This window comes from Nocardia spongicola, assembly GCF_047200775.1.
Taxonomy (GTDB): Bacteria; Actinomycetota; Actinomycetes; order Mycobacteriales; family Mycobacteriaceae; genus Nocardia.
Genome location: NZ_JBJZOO010000001.1, coordinates 215,774 through 233,397, shown reverse-complemented (window position 1 = coordinate 233,397; position 17,624 = coordinate 215,774). Strand labels below are relative to the sequence as shown.

Annotated in this window: 19 protein-coding genes; 7 read left to right on the top strand and 12 right to left on the bottom strand. The window is 63.2% G+C overall.

Annotated elements, in window-relative coordinates:
* Positions 1–63 precede the first annotated feature (63 nt).
* The 8 genes from ACL02S_RS01090 to ACL02S_RS01055 all read right to left on the bottom strand — a co-directional run bounded on the left by ACL02S_RS01090 (position 64) and on the right by ACL02S_RS01055 (position 6,330).
* Complete coding sequence (locus tag ACL02S_RS01090) at positions 64–1,167, bottom strand: ATP-binding protein (RefSeq protein ID WP_412800336.1); 1,104 nt, start codon at positions 1,165–1,167, stop codon at positions 64–66.
* Entirely contained in the window at positions 1,154–1,864 is a 711-nt protein-coding gene (locus ACL02S_RS01085; protein ID WP_412800335.1) for a response regulator transcription factor, read from the bottom strand. The genes ACL02S_RS01090 and ACL02S_RS01085 overlap by 14 nt, the downstream gene beginning before the upstream one ends.
* A gap of 479 nt (positions 1,865–2,343) precedes the next feature.
* A complete protein-coding gene (locus tag ACL02S_RS01080; protein ID WP_412800334.1) occupies positions 2,344–2,688 on the bottom strand; it encodes a hypothetical protein in 345 nt (114 codons plus the stop codon).
* A 137-nt stretch (positions 2,689–2,825) separates the two neighbouring features.
* Positions 2,826–3,257 carry an anti-sigma factor gene (locus tag ACL02S_RS01075; RefSeq protein WP_412800333.1) on the bottom strand — a complete coding sequence of 144 codons (432 nt, stop codon included), beginning with the start codon at positions 3,255–3,257 and terminating at the stop codon, positions 2,826–2,828.
* Between the two features lie 5 nt (positions 3,258–3,262).
* Complete coding sequence (locus tag ACL02S_RS01070; protein ID WP_412800332.1) at positions 3,263–3,493, bottom strand: hypothetical protein; 231 nt, start codon at positions 3,491–3,493, stop codon at positions 3,263–3,265.
* A 180-nt stretch (positions 3,494–3,673) separates the two neighbouring features.
* Positions 3,674–4,087, bottom strand: a complete 414-nt coding sequence (locus ACL02S_RS01065) for an STAS domain-containing protein (protein WP_412800331.1) — start codon at positions 4,085–4,087, stop codon at positions 3,674–3,676.
* Between the two features lie 256 nt (positions 4,088–4,343).
* Positions 4,344–5,204: an SDR family oxidoreductase gene (locus tag ACL02S_RS01060; RefSeq protein ID WP_412800330.1), complete on the bottom strand. Its 861-nt coding sequence runs from the start codon at positions 5,202–5,204 to the stop codon at positions 4,344–4,346.
* Positions 5,205–5,289: 85 nt separating this feature from the next.
* A complete protein-coding gene (locus ACL02S_RS01055; protein WP_412800329.1) occupies positions 5,290–6,330 on the bottom strand; it encodes a phosphatase in 1,041 nt (346 codons plus the stop codon).
* Positions 6,331–6,818: 488 nt separating this feature from the next.
* Here ACL02S_RS01055 and ACL02S_RS01050 point away from each other — a divergent pair, with 488 nt between their 5' ends.
* Positions 6,819–7,718: an IPT/TIG domain-containing protein gene (locus ACL02S_RS01050; protein WP_412800328.1), complete on the top strand. Its 900-nt coding sequence runs from the start codon at positions 6,819–6,821 to the stop codon at positions 7,716–7,718.
* A 79-nt stretch (positions 7,719–7,797) separates the two neighbouring features.
* On the opposite strand, the gene ACL02S_RS01045 is transcribed toward ACL02S_RS01050, so the two are convergent.
* Positions 7,798–9,306 (bottom strand): flavin-containing monooxygenase, encoded by a 1,509-nt coding sequence (locus tag ACL02S_RS01045; RefSeq protein ID WP_412800327.1) that lies wholly within the window; start codon positions 9,304–9,306, stop codon positions 7,798–7,800.
* Between the two features lie 246 nt (positions 9,307–9,552).
* Between ACL02S_RS01045 and ACL02S_RS01040 the strand changes: the two genes are divergently transcribed.
* Together ACL02S_RS01040 and ACL02S_RS01035 are read left to right on the top strand one after the other, a co-directional pair.
* Entirely contained in the window at positions 9,553–11,016 is a 1,464-nt protein-coding gene (locus tag ACL02S_RS01040; protein ID WP_412800326.1) for a multicopper oxidase domain-containing protein, read from the top strand.
* Between the two features lie 26 nt (positions 11,017–11,042).
* Positions 11,043–12,305 (top strand): APC family permease, encoded by a 1,263-nt coding sequence (locus ACL02S_RS01035; protein WP_412800325.1) that lies wholly within the window; start codon positions 11,043–11,045, stop codon positions 12,303–12,305.
* A gap of 9 nt (positions 12,306–12,314) precedes the next feature.
* On the opposite strand, the gene ACL02S_RS01030 is transcribed toward ACL02S_RS01035, so the two are convergent.
* Positions 12,315–12,620, bottom strand: a complete 306-nt coding sequence (locus ACL02S_RS01030) for an Rv3488 family transcriptional regulator (RefSeq protein ID WP_412800324.1) — start codon at positions 12,618–12,620, stop codon at positions 12,315–12,317.
* Positions 12,621–12,786: 166 nt separating this feature from the next.
* Between ACL02S_RS01030 and ACL02S_RS01025 the strand changes: the two genes are divergently transcribed.
* From ACL02S_RS01025 to ACL02S_RS01015, 3 genes are all read left to right on the top strand, one after another.
* Positions 12,787–13,098 carry a nuclear transport factor 2 family protein gene (locus ACL02S_RS01025; protein WP_412800323.1) on the top strand — a complete coding sequence of 104 codons (312 nt, stop codon included), beginning with the start codon at positions 12,787–12,789 and terminating at the stop codon, positions 13,096–13,098.
* Positions 13,099–13,141: 43 nt separating this feature from the next.
* Positions 13,142–14,299, top strand: a complete 1,158-nt coding sequence (locus ACL02S_RS01020) for an alkaline phosphatase family protein (RefSeq protein WP_412800322.1) — start codon at positions 13,142–13,144, stop codon at positions 14,297–14,299.
* Positions 14,300–14,361: 62 nt separating this feature from the next.
* The gene (locus ACL02S_RS01015) at positions 14,362–14,685 is read left to right on the top strand and encodes a hypothetical protein (RefSeq protein WP_412800321.1); all 324 of its coding nucleotides are present in this window, start codon (positions 14,362–14,364) and stop codon (positions 14,683–14,685) included.
* A 48-nt stretch (positions 14,686–14,733) separates the two neighbouring features.
* Here the strand turns inward: ACL02S_RS01015 and ACL02S_RS01010 are convergent, their stop codons facing one another.
* Both ACL02S_RS01010 and ACL02S_RS01005 read right to left on the bottom strand, forming a co-directional pair.
* On the bottom strand, positions 14,734–15,156 hold the full coding sequence (locus tag ACL02S_RS01010; RefSeq protein ID WP_412800320.1) for an NUDIX hydrolase: 423 nt from the start codon (positions 15,154–15,156) through the stop codon (positions 14,734–14,736).
* A gap of 53 nt (positions 15,157–15,209) precedes the next feature.
* Positions 15,210–15,590, bottom strand: coding sequence for a BlaI/MecI/CopY family transcriptional regulator (locus ACL02S_RS01005; RefSeq protein ID WP_412800319.1), 381 nt, complete (start codon positions 15,588–15,590; stop codon positions 15,210–15,212).
* Between the two features lie 423 nt (positions 15,591–16,013).
* Between ACL02S_RS01005 and ACL02S_RS01000 the strand changes: the two genes are divergently transcribed.
* Positions 16,014–17,582 carry a DHA2 family efflux MFS transporter permease subunit gene (locus ACL02S_RS01000; protein ID WP_412800318.1) on the top strand — a complete coding sequence of 523 codons (1,569 nt, stop codon included), beginning with the start codon at positions 16,014–16,016 and terminating at the stop codon, positions 17,580–17,582.
* Positions 17,583–17,624 lie beyond the last annotated feature (42 nt).

The window sequence follows — 17,624 nt, the reverse complement described above, 5'->3', positions numbered from 1 at the left end:
TAATCCAGGTTTCCGAAGCGACTTTGAGGTCAACCTGTCGGCTTCTTTACGTTCGTGTTACAGCTATATTTCCTCCCATCGGGGTAGACGCATGACGAACCGCGCGCCACCACCAGGGCGCTCGGTACATTCGACCCGGCCGCGATGCGTGGCGACGGTTTCGGCGACCAGCGCGAGACCGATCCCCGTACCTGTCGGCGAGCGACGCCCGCTGCGGGCGGTGGCGAATCGTTCGAAGATGCGTGCCCGGTCCGCGAGCGGTACGCCTGGACCCGCATCATCGACGGTGATCACCGCTTCGCCGTTGTCACCGTGTACACCGACCTCGACAACGCCGCCACCGTGCCGGTCCGCGTTGTGCAGCAGATTGACCACCGCGCGTTCCAGCTCCAGCTTGCGGCCGCGCACCGTGACATCCTGCTCGACTCGGAGCAGCTCTGCCGGGTAACGGCGGTCGGCCAGGGTGTGGGTGAGCAGATCACGCACCGACAGTGGCTCGACATCACCGTTGTGCATACCCGCCTCCACCCGGGCCAACGCGAGCAGATCATCCAGTAGCTTGCGTAGATGATCGACCTCGGCGGTGACCAGGCCCAGCGCACGCTGGGAACGTTCCGGTAGTTCGTCCCGGTGCCGGTTGAGCACGTCCACACTGGCCATCAGGGTGGTCAACGGGGTCCGTAGCTCATGGCTGACGTCACCGAAGAGTCGATGCTCACGCTCGATCCGACGCTGCAGCGAGTCCACCATAGTGTTGAACGATTCGACCGTGACGGCGAGGTCCTGATCACTGGTGGTAGACAAGCGCAGGTCGAGATCGCCGGAGGCGATCCGCGCCGCGGTTCGGGCGAGCTGATGCAACGGGGTCAGCACTCGCCTGCTCGCCCACCAACCGATGGCCGCGCCGATCAGGGTTACCACCACAGCGCAGCCGATCAGCACATTGCGCAGCAGCTCCAGATTGGCGTCGAGGTCAGCGGACGGCTCGGTACTCGCCCGTTGCCGCTGCGTCTCCAAGTAGCCGCGGCTGATGACGAACACCGAGACCACCAGCACCGATGACATCAGCGCCGCGATGGCGGCGAAGGCAGCGGTCACCCGGCCACGCAGACTCCAAGCGTTCGGGCTCCAGCGTTTGGCTTCTCCGTTGTACTCAGCGTTGAACATCGAGTCGATAGCCGAGGCCGCGCACCGTCACCACGATGCGCGGATCGGACGGATCCCGTTCGATCTTGGTACGCAACCGGCGCATATGCACGTCGACGATGCGCTCGTCACCGAAGAACCCCCGGTCCCAGACGCGTTCGAGCAGTACTGTGCGGCTGAGTACCCGACCTGGTGATTCCGCCAGCTCGCACAGCAGCCGGAATTCGGTGAGCGTGAGCCGGATCTCCTCCTCGCCACGGCGCACGACACCGCTGTCCTGCGCGAGCACCAATGGCGCGACCTCATCGGCGTCAAGCACCATTTCCGGGGGTGCCTCCCGCTCTGCGGTCAGCCGGGCACGGCGACGCACCGCGCGCATCCTGGCGGTGATCTCCTTGATCTCGAACGGTTTGGTGACGAAGTCGTCGGCACCCGCTTCCAAGGCGGCCACCACGTCATGAGTATCGTCACGAGCGCTCACCACGATGATCGGGACGTCGTGGTCGCGACGGATCTCCCTGATGCATTCGAATCCGTCCATCCCCCCGAGCATGAGGTCGACGATCATCACATCGGGAACGCCGTTGCTGCGCAGATGAGTGAGCGCGTCCTCGGCTTCCTCCGCCTCGTCTACGTCGTATCCCTCGTCCTCCATGGCGAGGCGTAATGCACCCCGAACACGGTCGTCGTCTTCCACAATCATCAGGTTTGCGCTCAAGACCTTATCCCTTGCAGACATGCGGAAGCACGCCATGATGCGGACAACCGCATCCGCGATGCCGACGCGACCTTCCGCTTTCGAGCAACCTTGCTCGATTTCGGATACCCGGGATCCCAGCCGGTAAACGTCCGGCAGACCAGCGTCACAATCAGCCGCCCAACACCAGATGTGATCCACTGCACAGGATCGACGATGTCCGGATCATTCACTCTCCCGCACCGTCGGCCACCGGATAAAATTCGAAATTCACCGCCCTATCGCCGAATTATTTTCGGCCACAAGGCCCTTTACCTGTATAGGATATCACGTCGACTCAGGGGCAAGCACCGCGGGCGGACGGCGCGCACGCGGCCGCCGCATGCAATACCACACCCGTTCGGAGCACTTCCGCACCCCTCGGTAACCGCATCCGGTGACAAGGCTCACGACGATTTCAGAGACCCATGGGCTATCGAGGCACTTCCAGGAGATCGGCGTTATCGGGCGAGCAGACGATTGACGTTACTGGGCGAACCGTCCGCGCCACGCTCCTGATACCAGAAGTGCAGCTTCCTGGCATCGAAAGTGGCGAACCATTCCTCCCATTCCACCCGGCGCAGCACCGCGCCCCCGTAGCCGGGGAAGTCGAATCTCAGCACTCCGATCCGCCCGTCGTACTCGCTGCCCGGCAGGGTCGCGGGACGGGCGCCACGCTGCTCGGCCCAACGTCGGATGACCTCGTGGCTCCGCGTAACGGAAAAACCCTCAGCTGGGGACGGCGACCTGGAAGCACCCGGCCCCGTATACGGATTCCGGGTGCCTGGTCGGTGCTGGTCTGTCATGACAAGCTCCTCGAACCATCGGCATCTGTTGTCCGGCTCTTATCTGACTACCCGGCGGAGATCCCCGATAAACTGACCGACCGGCCACGATGACCGGCAGCTACCATCAATTCATCCGATGATCGGTAGGTAACCGATCACCCGCCCGCCGCGGCGCCGCGCACCCAACCGAAGTCGATCATCGTCGGATAGCCGCCGAGCTCACTGTCGTAGGGGTTCTGCGCGATGATCATCGAACCGGTCAGGGCCCGCACGATATGCCAACCGAAGCCGGGCTGCCCTGCCACCGGCTCCGAAGTGGCGAGAGATGACACATGCACGACCATCTCGTCGGCGTCGTAGGTGAACTCACAGTCGATCATCGAGCAGGGGACCGCGTCCAGGATCAGCGAAGTCGCCACCTCGTCCAGCACGAGCCGGATATCGGTCACCTCATCCAAGGCGAAATCCCCGATGAGGGCGACGGTCTCGGTGAGGGCGCGCAGCATGGTCAGTTGCTCCCATTGCGCGGGCACGCGCACTCCGACGGTCGTCGTATCGGTAGCGGATCGGGAAGTCCACTCCCCCATTACCATCACCACCTTGTTCTCGCGGCCACTACGCGGCACTCCGGATGCCGATGCGTGTCCTTGCCGAGCCGCAGCTCGGCGCACACCACGGAAGCGATACCGGAATCAGGCGCGTATACGGGCCGGGAGGTACCCGTCGGCAGCGGATCGAAACCAGCGGGTCCGCTTGCACCGATCCGCTGGTGAGTGGTGAACGGTAGCTGGTCGGACTCGGCACGCAACCCGTAGTCACGCATCGAGGGCTACCCCTACCCCGCGACGATCACCCGGTCCAGCGCGAAGCGATCACCGGGCTGGATCGGACCCACTCGCACGCACGCTGAAGTATTCGTCCCAAGCACCCGGAGCGGAAAAGAACCGAATCCGCCACACCATGGCACAGCCTCCACTTCGGTGCTCAGCTCATGAGTCCGAGTTCATGAATCCAGAGCCGTTCGCATCGATGGGTAGCATGCGAACAGCGACCGTACCCCGGTGACCTCTAGTGCCCGCTCGACTCCTGATCCACCCGCGACAATCCGTAGATCGGGACCATCGCAATAGTCCGTTCGCCGCGCACCGAGACCAACGGCCGCCCGTAAACTCAAGAATCTCGTCGCCCGCAGATCGATCACCACAGCACCGCATGACGATTGCAGTGCCCGGTCGACCGTGTCGAAGAACTCGGCCGAGACTGCTGCGTCCAACTCGCCTTCGACTCGGACCACCACACATTCTTGTCGGCGATCCACCTGCTGCGCCCACGGCAGGCTGCCGCGACGATGTCCCGGTCCCGAACCCTCGAGATGCCCGCCCTCGGCGTGCCCTCGTAGCAGAGAAATGGCAGACAAGTCGAACCTCCCATGTAAGGGGGATTCCAGTTCTCCGCGACGGCTGGTCGGGAGGCGAGTCGGTTGTCACGCCGCCCCATCGACCGGCTACGCCGAATGCGTCGAACCGGGGTCGGCTGTGCTCTCAACCTTTCTATAGTGTGGCATGGCCGACCCGTTCCCGACAGCGTTCGGCCGCTGTTGCGGAATCGGGTCGCGGGCGAGACGGGCAGTGCCGGCGGATCGCGGATATCACAGCGGTCCCGGCGCGGCGCCCTCAGCGCGAGGGCACGCCCCTCTTCCCGGTGAGGTAGCGATGCATTGCCCAGTTCAGGCCGCGCATCGCGAGGGTGTAGGCGGGCGGGAAGTAGCGCTGGGCCCAGAAACCCACACGGATGTCACCTGAGGTGAAGATCAGGTATCGGTTGCGCTCGACACCACGAATAACCGATCGGGCCGCCGCCTCCGGCGCCACAGCATGCCGCATGAACAGCGACATCCCCCGCTGTACCGCTTCGGCCGTACGGTCGACACCTGCGATATCGACGCTGTCGACCATGGGGGTGGCCAGCGCGCCAGGACACACCAAGCTCACTTCGATGCCATGGCGAGCCAGGTCGAAACGCAATACCTCGGATACTCCACGCAGGCCGAACTTGCCCGCACTGTACGGCGCATGCCACGGCAACCCGAACAGGCCCGCGGCTGACGACACGTTCACCACGTGGCCACCGCGGCCTGCCGCGATCATCGGCGGAACGAACGCCTCGATCACATGGATCGGGCCCATCAGATCGATATCGATGGTGCGCCGCCACTGCGTATGGGTCAGTTGATCGACGGTGCCCCAGGTGGCGATTCCGGCCACATTCATGACGATGTCGACACTGCCGACCTCGGCGTGTACCGCGGTGGCCAATGCGACGACCTGGTCGTAGTCACTGACGTCGGCGGTGGTGGCCACGGGCACGGCAGCACCGGCAGCACGCGCCGCGGCGGCGGTCTGCTCGAGCCCTTCCGCGGCGATATCGGTAAGAACGAGTGTCGCCCCCTCGGCCGCGGCCGCGAGGGCGATACTGCGACCGAGTCCGCTGGCCGCGCCGGTGATCAAACAGGTCTTGCCGCCGAACTTCGTCATAGGCGAAGAACATACGTAACCACGAACACCACTGTCTACGGAACTGGGAGACCGTACTCCCGAGAGCACGCGGCCGGGATCGCCCTCACCGAACTTCGTCCTTGCGTGGCCGCCAGGGCACGGGCGCTACTGCTGTGGTGATGTTGTCACCACCACCACATCGCAAGGCGAACTCGGCCAGGGCGGTGGCCGCTGCCGCGGGAGCCGCCCCTTGCACCTGTCCGGATAGGGCGGAGAGCGTGGGCAGATAGTTCCACAGCCCATCCGAGCACAGCAACAGCATGCCCGGCCCCGTGGTGCGCATCGTCCGCACACAATCGTCTGCCCACGGCTTCGGCGGGCTGTCCGCGCCGAGCCAGCGGATCAGCGTATGCGCCCGCGGATCGGTCATGGCTTTTCCTTCGTCGAGCACACCGGCATCGACCAGTGCCTGCGCCAAGGAATCGTCGACGGTCAGTCGCTGTGCGGGGATATTGCCAGGACCGTCCACCGATTCCCGGCGCAGCCAATACGCTCGGCTATCGCCGATATTGGCGACGGTGATCTCGGTATCGGTGCCGTTGTGCACCACGATGGCCGATACATAGGTGCACGAAGGAGCCAGATCGCCGGAAACGTCGACCGCGCTGACAGCCTGTGCCGCGGCCTCCAACCCGGCCATGACGGCATCGGTCGCAGGCTGTCCGGCGGTGAGCGCGGCAGCGCCGGCTCCGACCCCGGCCCGGACTGCCGTACCGGAAGCCACCTGTGGCCGCACCGAGCTCGATACCCCGTCACTCACCGCGATAACGACAGCTGTCGGCACCCCGGGAACCATATCGTCGAGTACTCCCACGGCGACGGCATCCTCATTACGCGCATGGACGAGCCCCCGGTCGGTGAGCACGGCGACCGCGCCGAGGTCGGCCTCCAGGCGGTCCGGCACCGTCTCGGGCCTGCCACAGCGCGCGCACTGTCCATCCGCACCGAATCGAATACCGCCGCAGTCCGGGCATGGCGTCCGGTCGTGGTCGGGTAAGGCTATATACCGGTAGCCGAGCTCACGACCGCAGGACACGCAATAGCGGCTGTCGAGACCGACGGTCGCGCATCCCGCGCAGCGTAGCCCGACGCCGGCATCACTCATCGGCGGGTCACACGGTCGGTCAGCGGCGCTGTAACGGCCCTATCCGCGGTATCGCCGGGAAGTTTTCTACCCGGCAGTAACCACAGTGGTCTGTTACCGATGCGAACTTCCATACCGTCCTCCTTCGTACCCCTGGCCGGTCGACTCCGTTCGCGATAGTACGGGAGGGCTTCGCGTATCGGATCCGTATACCGGTTCAGCGTGACTCCCGTCCGCCATCACAGTGAGCTGACGGTATGCCGCACTGTCGCGATGAGCGGTAGCAAGCCAACCGCGCAATGCGTCGACAAACACCTGTCTTTTCGGTGTAGGAGCGCGGGCAACCCACTCGATACCAATTCGGCAGCGGACCGCAAACATACTGCGAAAGCGCTTGTCCAGCAACCATTGCCAGCGCTTAAATGGAAACATCCTGGCCGACAACATAAATCGGGCACCCTCCCCGGGAACAGCAGCCAGCACCACAGCCGCACCGAAGGGGGCATGTCATGCCTGCTATCACCGCTATCCACCCTGCTTCGGGGTCGCCGTCCGGTGGGAACTTCGTCATCATCACCGGCAGCGGGTTCATCGGTCCTACCACTGTGTATTTCGGGGGGACCGCAACCACATTCATCCAGGATTCACCCGTGCAGATCACCGCTGTCTCTCCGCCTGGGGCGGGGACCATGCTGATCACAGTGCACAATTCCGGTGGCGTCAGCAACGGGGTTCCCTATACATACGGTTCGGGCGGTAGCCGCGCTCCTGCGATTTTCGGTCCGGGAACATCGATCATGTCCGACGGTGGACCACCGTTCGGAAGCTGGGGCACCGTCGCGGCTGTCGGATATGACGCACTCGGCAATCCGGTAGCGCTCACAGCCGGGCACCTCATGACCAGGAACACCGGAACTCAGGAGGTATTCCTCACCGGGAACCCCGGTCTCGGCCCGATCGGGTACTACGCCACGTGGACCACCAATTGGCCGGGGTTTCCGTCGACGCAGTTTCCGTTCGATTCGTCGAAAGACTACGCGGTCATCAAGTTGGACACCGCGAAGATCACACCGGTCAACAGGATGCCGAACGGAGCCGTGATCAACCGGATCGGCGTGAATCCTGTTCCGTTCAGGGACATTCTGTGTAAATACGGCCAGGTATCCGGTACCACATACGGGCTGGTGATCGAATACAAGAATAATGTCATCCGTTCGTGGACCCCGCTCATTCCCGGCGATAGCGGTGGCCCGGCGACCACACCGAGCGGCTTCGTCGGGATCTCCTCCGCGATCAATCCACTCATTCCGTGGGCACCGTTCCAATTCTCCGGTATCCATGGGATTCTCGCCGATATCGCCGCACAAGGACCGAACACGATCGGAATAGGATTCACACCACTACCGTGATCGAATCCGAATCACCGGGCTGTTCGTGCGTGCGTTGCCGAGATATACGAGGTCCGGCAATGTCATACTTCGGCTGCGCTCAGGCGCTCCGCGCCCCCTCCAAGGATACGCGTCCGGCAGGCGTCTGCCCGGCCCGGTTGAACGTGAGCACGCCGTCTTCGAGCGTATTCGAGCGCAGCATCTTGCTATCACGGTAGTAGTCGTTGACCACCTTCCAGGGGCCGTTGGTGCCTTGTCGCGGTAGTAAGGCGTCACCGCGCCGCACATAACCGGAGTTCAGTGAGCCACCCAATGCCGATTCCAGACCACGGTCGCCGGCACGGGCGACGGCTTCGACTCGGGTGAAACCCTTGGCCTTCATATGTTCGAGTACCCGGCAGAAGTACTCGGCCGAAAGGTCGGCGCGCAGCGTCCACGACGCGTTGGTGTAGCCGAGCACCATCATCATATTCGGCACACCGTCGAGCATCGCTCCTTTGTAGATCACTCGGTCACGGATGACCACTGGTTCGCCGTCCACCTCTAGACTCGCTCCACCGAACGTCTGGATACTCAGGCCGGTCGCACTGATGACCAGGTCGGCGGGTAGTTCCTGGCCGGATTCCAGGCGGATACCGGTTTCGGTGAATGTCTCGATGCGGTCGGTGACGACGGATGCTCTGCCCCTGCGCAATACCTTGAACAGATCGCCATTGGGCACTACGCACAGACGTTGGTCCCACGGGTTGTAGCTCGGGGTGAAATGGCGCATATCGATATCCGGACCGATCTGCTTGCGCACCGCAGCGAGCAACAGTTTCTTGGCGATCTCCGGATTTCTCCGGGAGAGCAGGAAGGAAGCGCGCTGCAGCGCGATATTACGGGCCCGCCCGAGCCGGTAGATGATCTCGGTGGGCAGCTTGGCCAGCTTCATGCCTGCCGCGAGCGGATCTTCGGCAGGCAACGCGGTGATGTAGGTCGGTGAGCGCTGCAGCATGGTGACATGCGCCGCCGCCTCGGCCATGGCTGGGACCAAGGTGATCGCGGTGGCACCGGAGCCGATCACCACCACACGCAGGCCGGTGTAGTCGAGGTCCTCGGGCCAATGCTGTGGATGCACGATCTGTCCGCCGAAATTCTCCTCACCAGGGAATCGGGGACGGTAGCCGTTGTCGTAGTCGTAGTAACCGGTACAGCCGACCAGGAAGTCGCTGGTATAGACCTCCACCTCGCCGGTTCGTTCATCGAGCGCCTCGATGGTCCAGGTAGCGGTCGCGCTGGACCAGCGCGCCACAGTTACCTTACGACCGAACCGGATGTGCTCGGTGACGCCGTATTCCTCGGCTGCCTGCTCGATATACCGCCGGATATGCGGCCCATCGGCGAGCACCTTCGTACCGTGCCAGGGACGGAAACTGTAGCCGAGGGTGTACATATCCGAATCGGAGCGGACACCGGGGTAGCGGAACAGATCCCAGGTGCCGCCGATAGCGGTTCTACGCTCCAGAATCATGTAGCTACGTCCGGTCCGCTGCCTGGCGAGATGGCAGGCCGTGCCGATTCCCGACAGCCCAGCGCCGATGATCATTACGTCGACATGCCGCGTCATTGAGGTACTCGTTTCGTCTGTTGGCTGTGCACAGTGCCGGGTGCGTGCCAATACAAGGTTACGTGTTATTCGTGGTTACGTCTAGCTCCGGGCGGTAGCGAGAGCGCTTCCATACCACATCCATTCACCACACCGGGAATCCATAAGGCAATAGATCCCAGCCGCGCCAACCGATCTCTCCAGACGAAATAGCCGGTCCGCGCTAATATATCGTAGTACGATATCGATATACGATATCAACTACGGATGGCTGATATACAGGAAGGCCGGCGAACAGCCGCGATGCTGAGCAGACGTGATTTCTTCAAAGTGACCGGAGCCGCGGGCGCGCTGGGGACAGTGGGATGCTCAGCGGACACGCAGCCGGCACGCAGGGCGGATCACACCCTGCGGATCAGCCGAGGTCTGGTGGAATTGGCGCCGGATCGAGTCGTATCGACCACGCTGTACAACGGACAGTTCCCAGGACCGTTGTTACGGTTCACCGAAGGAAAACCGACGCTCGTCGATGTATACAACGACACCGACATCCCGGAGCAACTACATTGGCACGGGCAGACCCTGCCTGCCGAGGTCGACGGAGCAGCAGAAGAAGGCACACCGTTCATTCCCGCCCGAGGAATGCGCCGGATCGCCTTCACGCCAGGTCCTGCGGGCTTTCGCTTCTATCACACCCATCTGGCCGCCGGTGCCGATCTCGGCCTCGGCCAGTACACCGGTCAAGTCGGTCCGGTCTATATCGAACCGAAGCGCGATCCCGGCGCCTACGACCAAGAGGTATTCGTGACATTGAAGGAGTTCGAGCCCGCGTTCAGCAGGAAACCGGATATGCCACACGATTTCCTGGCAGGCGAGGTGGTCTCGGAGTTGCTTGGCCAGACGACGAGAACACAGTCATCGGTCCACGGCTACGAGGTCGGCTACCGGGCGTGCGCAGTGAACGGGCGGATGCTCGGTCATGGTGAACCGATCCGGGTGAAAACGGGCGAACGAGTGCTGTTGCACATCCTCAACGGCAGCGCTACCGAGAATCACGGCCTCGCCCTCCCAGGACATACTTTTACCGTCATCGCGCTCGACGGCAATCCGGTCCCGAAACCCGTTGCGGTACCGGTGTTGTGGCTGGGCACCGCCGAACGTATCTCGGCGATCGTCGAGATGACCACCCCTGGCGTCTGGGTACTCGGCGATCTGTCCGATACCGCCCGTGACCGCGGCATGGGCATCGTGGTCGAGTATTCCGGGCACAGCGGATCTCCGCGATGGGTCACTCCACCGGCATTTCATTGGGACTACCGGCTGTTCACCGCCTCTGACCGGAGCTGGGTGGCACCGGAACGCGGTTTCGAGATGCTGATCGAGAAACACCATGTCACCGACGACGGGTTCACCGTGTGGACGATCAACCGCAGGCATTTCTCGATGGATGCCGAGCCGATACTCGAACTCGACCACGGCAAGCGGTACCGATTGCGGCTGCGCAATGCCAGCGGAGATATCCATCCGATGCACTTACACCGGCACTCCTTCGAAATCACCGCCATCGCAGGCACACCGACTGCCGGCCTGCACAAGGATGTCGTGATGCTCGGTAGCCACCAAGTGATGGAGATCGATTTCGTCGCCGATCAAACCGGCCTGTCCCTGTTGCACTGCCATATGCAGTTACATATGGACTACGGGCTCATGGCACTGTTGCACTGCCGCTGACCACCCACGAAAGATATGCGCTCACCATGCCGATCCCCCACGCCGACGGTCCACGCCTACAGCGTCGGCTGGGAGTATTCGACGCGGTACTGATCGGATTGGGCGCCATGATCGGCGCCGGAATCTTCACCGCGCCACGGCCTGCTGCCGGGGCGGCCGGGTCCGGTCTACTCATCGGCCTTGCGGTGGCGGCGGTGGTGGCTTACTGCAACGCCACCTCCTCGGCACGGCTGGCCGCATGTTATCCGACCTCGGGCGGCACCTACGTCTACGGTCGCGAACGGCTCGGCGAGTTCTGGGGATATCTGGCCGGATGGGGCTTCGTCGTCGGCAAGACCGCTTCGTGCGCGGCGATGGCACTGACTGTCGGTTCCTACGTATGGCCGCAGCGTCCCCAGGTGGTCGCGGTCGCCGCGGTGCTCATCCTGACCGCGATCAGCTTTCGGGGAGTGCAGAAGTCCGCCCTGCTGAACCGGGTGATCGTCACTGTCGTCCTGATGGTGCTTGCTGGGGTGGTGATCGCCGCCATCACGTCACCGGCGGCCGATGCCGACCGGCTGCGCATCGGGGCGGATACCTCGATCTATGGAATATTGCAGTCCGCCGGACTGCTGTTCTTCGCCTTCGCCGGATACGCGCGTATCGCTACGCTGGGCGAGGAAGTTCGCGACCCGGCTCGTACCATTCCACGGGCTGTCCCGCTGGCCCTGGCGATCACCCTGCTCGTCTATACCGCTGTCACGATCGCGGTCCTGGCCGTACTCGGTGCGTCCGGATTGAGCAGCGCCGTAGCACCGCTGGCCGACACCATGCAGGCCGCGGGATTTCCCGCCGGGGTGCCGGTGGTGCGGATCGCCGCCGTGGTCGCGGCGCTCGGAGCACTGCTCGCGCTGCTCCTCGGTGTCTCCCGCACCGCCTTCGCCATGGCACGAGATCGTCATCTGCCACCCGCGCTGGCAGTGATCCATTCCCGCTTCGACGTGCCGCACCGCGCGATAATCATCGTTGGTCTGGTCGTGGCGGCACTCGCGGCCACCGTCGACCTGCGTGGCGCGATCGGATTCTCCTCCTTCGGTGTGCTGGCCTACTACGCGATCGCCAATATCGCCGCCTCGACCCTCACCCCCGCCGAAGGCCGCCCCGCCCGCATCGTGCCCGTCCTCGGTACCCTCGGTTGTCTCATACTCGGTGTCGCCCTACCGGCCGAATCCATTGTCACCGGTGTGTTCGCGCTCGCTCTCGGCGCAGCGGCCTACGGCATCCGCCGCGCACTCGGTGCCCGCCGGTGAGCGGGCACCTCAACGCCACTGTTCACCGAGCACTTCACGCGCCAGCTCCGCCAGTGCTTGCCGGTCCTCGGCCAGGGCTTTCTTCCCCGCTCGCGTGGCCCGATAGACCCGGCGCGCGCGGCCGTCGACGACTTGCTGCTGCGAAGTCAGCAACCCTTCGTCCTCGAGCCGGTGCAGCGTCGGATACAGGGTGCCCGGACTGATGTCGTATCCGTGCCGAGACAGTTCCGTGGTGATCCACGCGCCGTGCACCGGTTCCTGCGCCGCGTGATGCAGAATGTGCAATCGCACCGCACCTCGCTGAAACTCGCGCACCGGACATCACCTCCAGCCTCGTACGACGAAACCGATATCGGTAACCGATCCTAGCCGTGGATGGCCGGACAGCGGTCGAGCCACACATTCCGCCCCCTGCCCTACAGTAGATGCCAAAGGTTTGCTGCCCCACTCTTCCCCCACCGATCAGAGAGGGATGCCACGGATGACCGCACAGCTCGATCCGACGGTGCAGGAATTCGTCGACGCACTCAATGCCAACGACCAGGACCGGTTCTACGCTGTGCTCACCGATGACGCGACCATGTCCAACGACGGAGTAGAACGTAACCTCACCCAGTGGACCCGCACAGAGGTCTTCGACAGCAATGCGCGGATGCAGATCCACTCCGTCGGCGATGACGGCACCGAACTCGTCGCCGATTACACTAATTCCCGGTGGGGTTCGATGCGCACCAACTGGCGATTCATCCTCCGCGACGGCAAGGTGAGCCGCTTCGAGACCGGCCAGGCATGAATACCCTTGTCATCCCGCTGCCGATGTCGACATTCTGATGCTCGTGTTCGACGCTCCCCGTTATGGCACGGATTCTCTGGCCGATCTATTTCCTTCCATCCTCGCCGGACTCGGCGTTCCCGACGCAGACGACCGCCTCGGGCTCGCACTCGAGGCCGATCGGGTCTGCGTCCTATTGGTGGACGGGCTCGGCTACGAGGCGCTCACCACCGATCCTGCCGCCGCGCCGTTTCTGTCCGGTCTCGCACCCCGCGCACTGACGGCAGGCTTTCCGACGACCACAACCACCAGCCTGAGTTCACTCGGTATCGGTGTCCCGCCCGGTGAGCACGGGCTGGTCGGCTATCTGTTCGAAGTCCCCGGCTACGACCGGTTGCTCAACCCGTTGGCCTGGCGACTGCACGGCGTCCATGCCGAGACCGATCTGCGGACCGAACTCGTCCCCGAGCGATTCCAGCCCATTCCAACGGTTTTCGAACGCGCCGCCGCCGACGGAGTAGCCGTTACCCGGGTATCACCTCATGATCAGGCCGGGTCGGGACTGACCAGAGCCGTCCTGCGCGGTGGCGAATTCCGTCCTCGGCTGTCCTTCGGTGATCTCATCGCCGGGGTGGCCGAAGCCTTGCGTGCCGGACCACGCGCACTGGTCTACGCCTACCACGGTGATCTCGATCTGACCGGACACGTCAGGGGGCCTTCGTCCCGCTCTTGGCGCATGGAGCTGGCCGCTGTCGACCGGCTCGCGGCTGCCATCGCCGAACAACTCCCACCCGACGCCGTGCTGCTCGTCACCGCCGACCACGGCATGGTGGAGCTGGAAAACCGTATCGATTTCGATACCACCGACGCACTACGAGAAGGGGTCCGAGCGCTCGGTGGTGAGGTCCGCGCCAGGCACGTCTATACCGTGGCCGGTGCGGCGAACGATGTGGCCGCCGCCTGGCAGAGCGCACTCGGCACCGATTTCGATGTGCTCACCAGGGAAGACGTCGTGACCCGCGGGTGGTTCGGCCCGACAGTCACCCCCGAAAACGCGATCCGGATCGGCGATCTGGTCGTGGTCGCTCGTGGCCGCGGCGGTGTCATCCGCAGCGGTGTCGAACCGTTGCAGTCGTCGTTGCTCGGCCATCACGGTTCCCTCACCCCGGCGGAGCTGAATGTCCCGCTGTGTCTATTTCGCGCGGACGGACCGACTCCGTAGGCGGCCGGACACACCATGGCCTTAGGGTGTACGACAATCGTGATACACCTCAGGAGGAGCCCATGAACACCGTATTGGCACTTACCGGACGAACCGGCCTCGGCGTCGCGACGATTGCCATGGTGCTCGCGGGTTGCACCGATATCGAGCGCGCACTCAACCGTGGCGGCGACACCCCGTGCAGCGAGTACATCGAACAAGACCAGGACACCAAACGAATGACGATCACCAAGTTCATCAAGGAGCGGAACGGAACAGATAACGAACCCGCAGGCACCGTAGTCGACGCGACGATGGTATCGGTCAACGTGCTGTGCGGCACTCAGGTCAATGCCGAAACCCCCATCAGGAACGCCGACGTCGCAGGCATATTCATGCACAAGTGAGGCTCATGGACAGGCGGCTGACCGGCCACGCGCGGCCGGAGCCCGGGCTCAGCGCAACAGGCCCGCGTGCACCAGATCGTCGAACAGCAGCTGGTCGACCGGGGGAACGAGAGCCCGGTCGGCGTAGCGGAACCAGCCGATCTCATCGATCTCGCTGCTCGCCACGAGTGTTCCACGGTAATCGGCGGTGTAGCAGCTCATCCGCACCACCGCGGCATCCCCTGTCCCATGTCCTGGCTGCACTGCTTCATAGGTGCCGACATGCGAGAGAGTATCCAACCGCAGCTCGACGGTGAGCTCTTCTTCGATTTCCCGCACCAGGGTCTGCGCATCGGTTTCGCTGCCCTCCCGCTTACCACCTGGGATGTAGAAAACGTCCTTACCACGCGGTCGGGCGCAGAGAATGCGCCCGGCTTCGATGCGTACCCACGCCACCGTATCGATCAACTGTCGCACTCGCCCATCCGCCATCGCGGCAGCGTAACGCTTTGTCCTGGGAGTCCGGTAACTACCGACCGCCGGGCTCATGGCGCCTCGGAGGCCTTACGCACCGCCAGTCCGCGTAGCGCGGCCCGCAGTCCGGCCGACTCATCGGCGCTGATCCGATCCACGAAGTGGCTGAGCACCAGATCCGGGCGCCCGCCGGAACCGAGCGCCTCCACCATGAGCCGGGCGCTGTGTTCCTCCCTGGTGAGCGTGGGCCGATACCGATAGGCTTTGCCCGCCCGATGCCGTACCAGCCAACCTTTGCGGTGCAGGTTGTCCATGGTCGACATGACCGTGGTGTAGGCGATGTCCCGCTGCGTCGACAGTTCGTCGAAGATCTCACGTACCGTCGTGTCCTCTGCGTCTCGATCCCAGACGTGATCCATGATCACCGCCTCCAGAACCCCGAATCCACGCACCGTACCGACTCCTCATCACGCCGCAACTCGCCGTCCGAACACGGTACCGGGCGAAGCCGGGGGTTCCTGAGGTGAATCGGCGGATTCGACAGCCGGACCTCATGAACGGGCTCGAGGTGTCGACGGTGGGTACCGCCCGGAAGCCGACATGAGTACGGGGAAACTGTGGGCAGATAGGGCCGGAGAATATGGCTGACATCTTCCGCCATCCGCTGCAGAATCGTGTCGATCAAGGCCACTCCGGCGGAACGATGGAACCGAAATAATGAATGCCGACCTGGCCGAATTGCTTGTCGATACCATATAGAATAATCTTCCTGCTCGTACTACGAGGTGAATATACAGAAAGTATCTTTGATGGATCGACATAACAAATAGACACGATCGGAAAACTGATAACTGCAGGGTTCTTATTATAAGGATATGAATCCCGTAAAAAGCGAACGGCAACCCCAGGGGATCTGGACCAAAGCCAATGCATCGATAATTGTCGCAACTGCGCTCGGTCCCTTTATGGTGTTCCTCGATACGCTGGTTGCGAACGTGGCACTGCCTGAGATCCAAGCGGATTTCGGTGTGGGTGAGGACGGTCTCGAGTGGCTGGTAGCCGCATTCTCCATCGGTATGGCGGTGTCCATCATGGCTTGGGCCACCGTAGCCGACAGATTCGGACGCCGTCTTGTCTATATGGTGAGTACTGGTGTGTTCGCTGTCTCGTCCGCGGCGGTCGGCATGGCTCCGGACGCAGTGACTATGACGATCGCGCGCGCGGTCCAGGGTGTCGCGGGCGCTGCGGTCATCGTGGCCGCGCTCGCGTTGGTGAGCGCCGCTTTTCCCGATTCCGATGAGCGCGCCAAAGCCATCGGTCTGTGGACAGGAGTCTCAACCGTCGCTTTGGCCCTTGGGCCGACTGTCGGAGGCATTCTCACCGAGAGCATGGGCTGGCGCTCCGCCTTCCTGGTCAATGTCCCCATCAGCCTGCTGGTACTCGTCCTGGCCTTCAAGTACGTCGCCGAGTCCCGCGAAGAGCGTTTCCCCGGATTCGACTGGGGTGGTCAGATACTGTTCGTCATAGCCATCGGCGCCTTGATCTACGGGGTCATCGAAGGCCCGAAAGCGGGTTGGTCGTCACCGCTGGTGGTGACCCCGCTTGCCGTCGGCGCGGCAACACTCGCCGCGTTCGCCTGGTACGAGTATCGTCACCCGGACCCGATGATGGATGTCCACCTGTTCGGTAACGCCACCTACACCCTGGCCATCATCACGATCCTCACCGGCCTCTTCGGCGTATACGGCATGTTGTTCGTCCTCACCCAGCACTTCCAGAACGTCGAGAGCTACTCACCGGTACGGGCAGGCATGCTGCTCTTGCCCTATGCGATCACCATCGCGTTGCTGTCGCCGATCGCAGGCAGGCTTGCTGCCAGGTTCGGCTCCCTGCCGATCGCTCGGATCGGGCAGACTCTGCTAGCCGCCGCATTAGCTGTCGTCGCGGTGGGAATGGCGATCTCGCTACATGTCATCGTGGTGGGTCTGTTCCTCGTCGGCGTCGCGATTTCCCTGGTCCTCACACCGGTCACCGCTTTGGCCATGGGAGCGGTTCCGGTCGACAAGTCAGGGATGTCTTCCGGGATGCTCAATGCCCAGCGGGGAATCGGGTCGGCATTCGGCTACGCGGTTCTCGGTAGCATCCTCGCCTTCTGGCTCAGTGGCACCCTCGAGGACGAATTGCGCACTGTAGTAACAGAGCCCACCGCTCGTCAGGAGATCGCCGAGCGCATTATCAATGAGGCGACACCGTATGCGTACCGGGCCGAGATCGGCCCAGGAAGACCACTGCCGGAACTCATGCCTGGACAGCGCGAGGCCATCATCGCGGTGGCGAGAGACGATTTCATCCGAGGAAGTCAAGTAGGTTTAGCCGCGGCCAGCACAATCTGCGTGATCAGCGCGGTGATGCTCTGGAGACACAGGAGCAGTGAGAGTCGATGACCGGTGCAACGGAATTTTCAACTCGGCGGCGGTGCGGAAACA

Bases quoted from the DNA above. Each gene is read 5' to 3' on its own strand.
- ACL02S_RS01090 (WP_412800336.1), bottom strand. From the start codon at position 1,167: ATGTTCAACGCTGAGTACAACGGAGAAGCCAAACGCTGGAGCCCGAAC.
- ACL02S_RS01080 (WP_412800334.1), bottom strand. From the start codon at position 2,688: ATGACAGACCAGCACCGACCAGGCACCCGGAATCCGTATACGGGGCCG.
- ACL02S_RS01075 (WP_412800333.1), bottom strand. From the start codon at position 3,257: ATGGGGGAGTGGACTTCCCGATCCGCTACCGATACGACGACCGTCGGA.
- ACL02S_RS01070 (WP_412800332.1), bottom strand. From the start codon at position 3,493: ATGCGTGACTACGGGTTGCGTGCCGAGTCCGACCAGCTACCGTTCACC.
- ACL02S_RS01060 (WP_412800330.1), bottom strand. From the start codon at position 5,204: ATGACGAAGTTCGGCGGCAAGACCTGTTTGATCACCGGCGCGGCCAGC.
- ACL02S_RS01055 (WP_412800329.1), bottom strand. From the start codon at position 6,330: ATGAGTGATGCCGGCGTCGGGCTACGCTGCGCGGGATGCGCGACCGTC.
- ACL02S_RS01050 (WP_412800328.1), top strand. From the start codon at position 6,819: ATGCCTGCTATCACCGCTATCCACCCTGCTTCGGGGTCGCCGTCCGGT.
- ACL02S_RS01045 (WP_412800327.1), bottom strand. From the start codon at position 9,306: ATGACGCGGCATGTCGACGTAATGATCATCGGCGCTGGGCTGTCGGGA.
- ACL02S_RS01040 (WP_412800326.1), top strand. From the start codon at position 9,553: ATGGCTGATATACAGGAAGGCCGGCGAACAGCCGCGATGCTGAGCAGA.
- ACL02S_RS01035 (WP_412800325.1), top strand. From the start codon at position 11,043: ATGCCGATCCCCCACGCCGACGGTCCACGCCTACAGCGTCGGCTGGGA.
- ACL02S_RS01025 (WP_412800323.1), top strand. From the start codon at position 12,787: ATGACCGCACAGCTCGATCCGACGGTGCAGGAATTCGTCGACGCACTC.
- ACL02S_RS01015 (WP_412800321.1), top strand. From the start codon at position 14,362: ATGAACACCGTATTGGCACTTACCGGACGAACCGGCCTCGGCGTCGCG.
- ACL02S_RS01010 (WP_412800320.1), bottom strand. From the start codon at position 15,156: ATGGCGGATGGGCGAGTGCGACAGTTGATCGATACGGTGGCGTGGGTA.
- ACL02S_RS01000 (WP_412800318.1), top strand. From the start codon at position 16,014: ATGAATCCCGTAAAAAGCGAACGGCAACCCCAGGGGATCTGGACCAAA.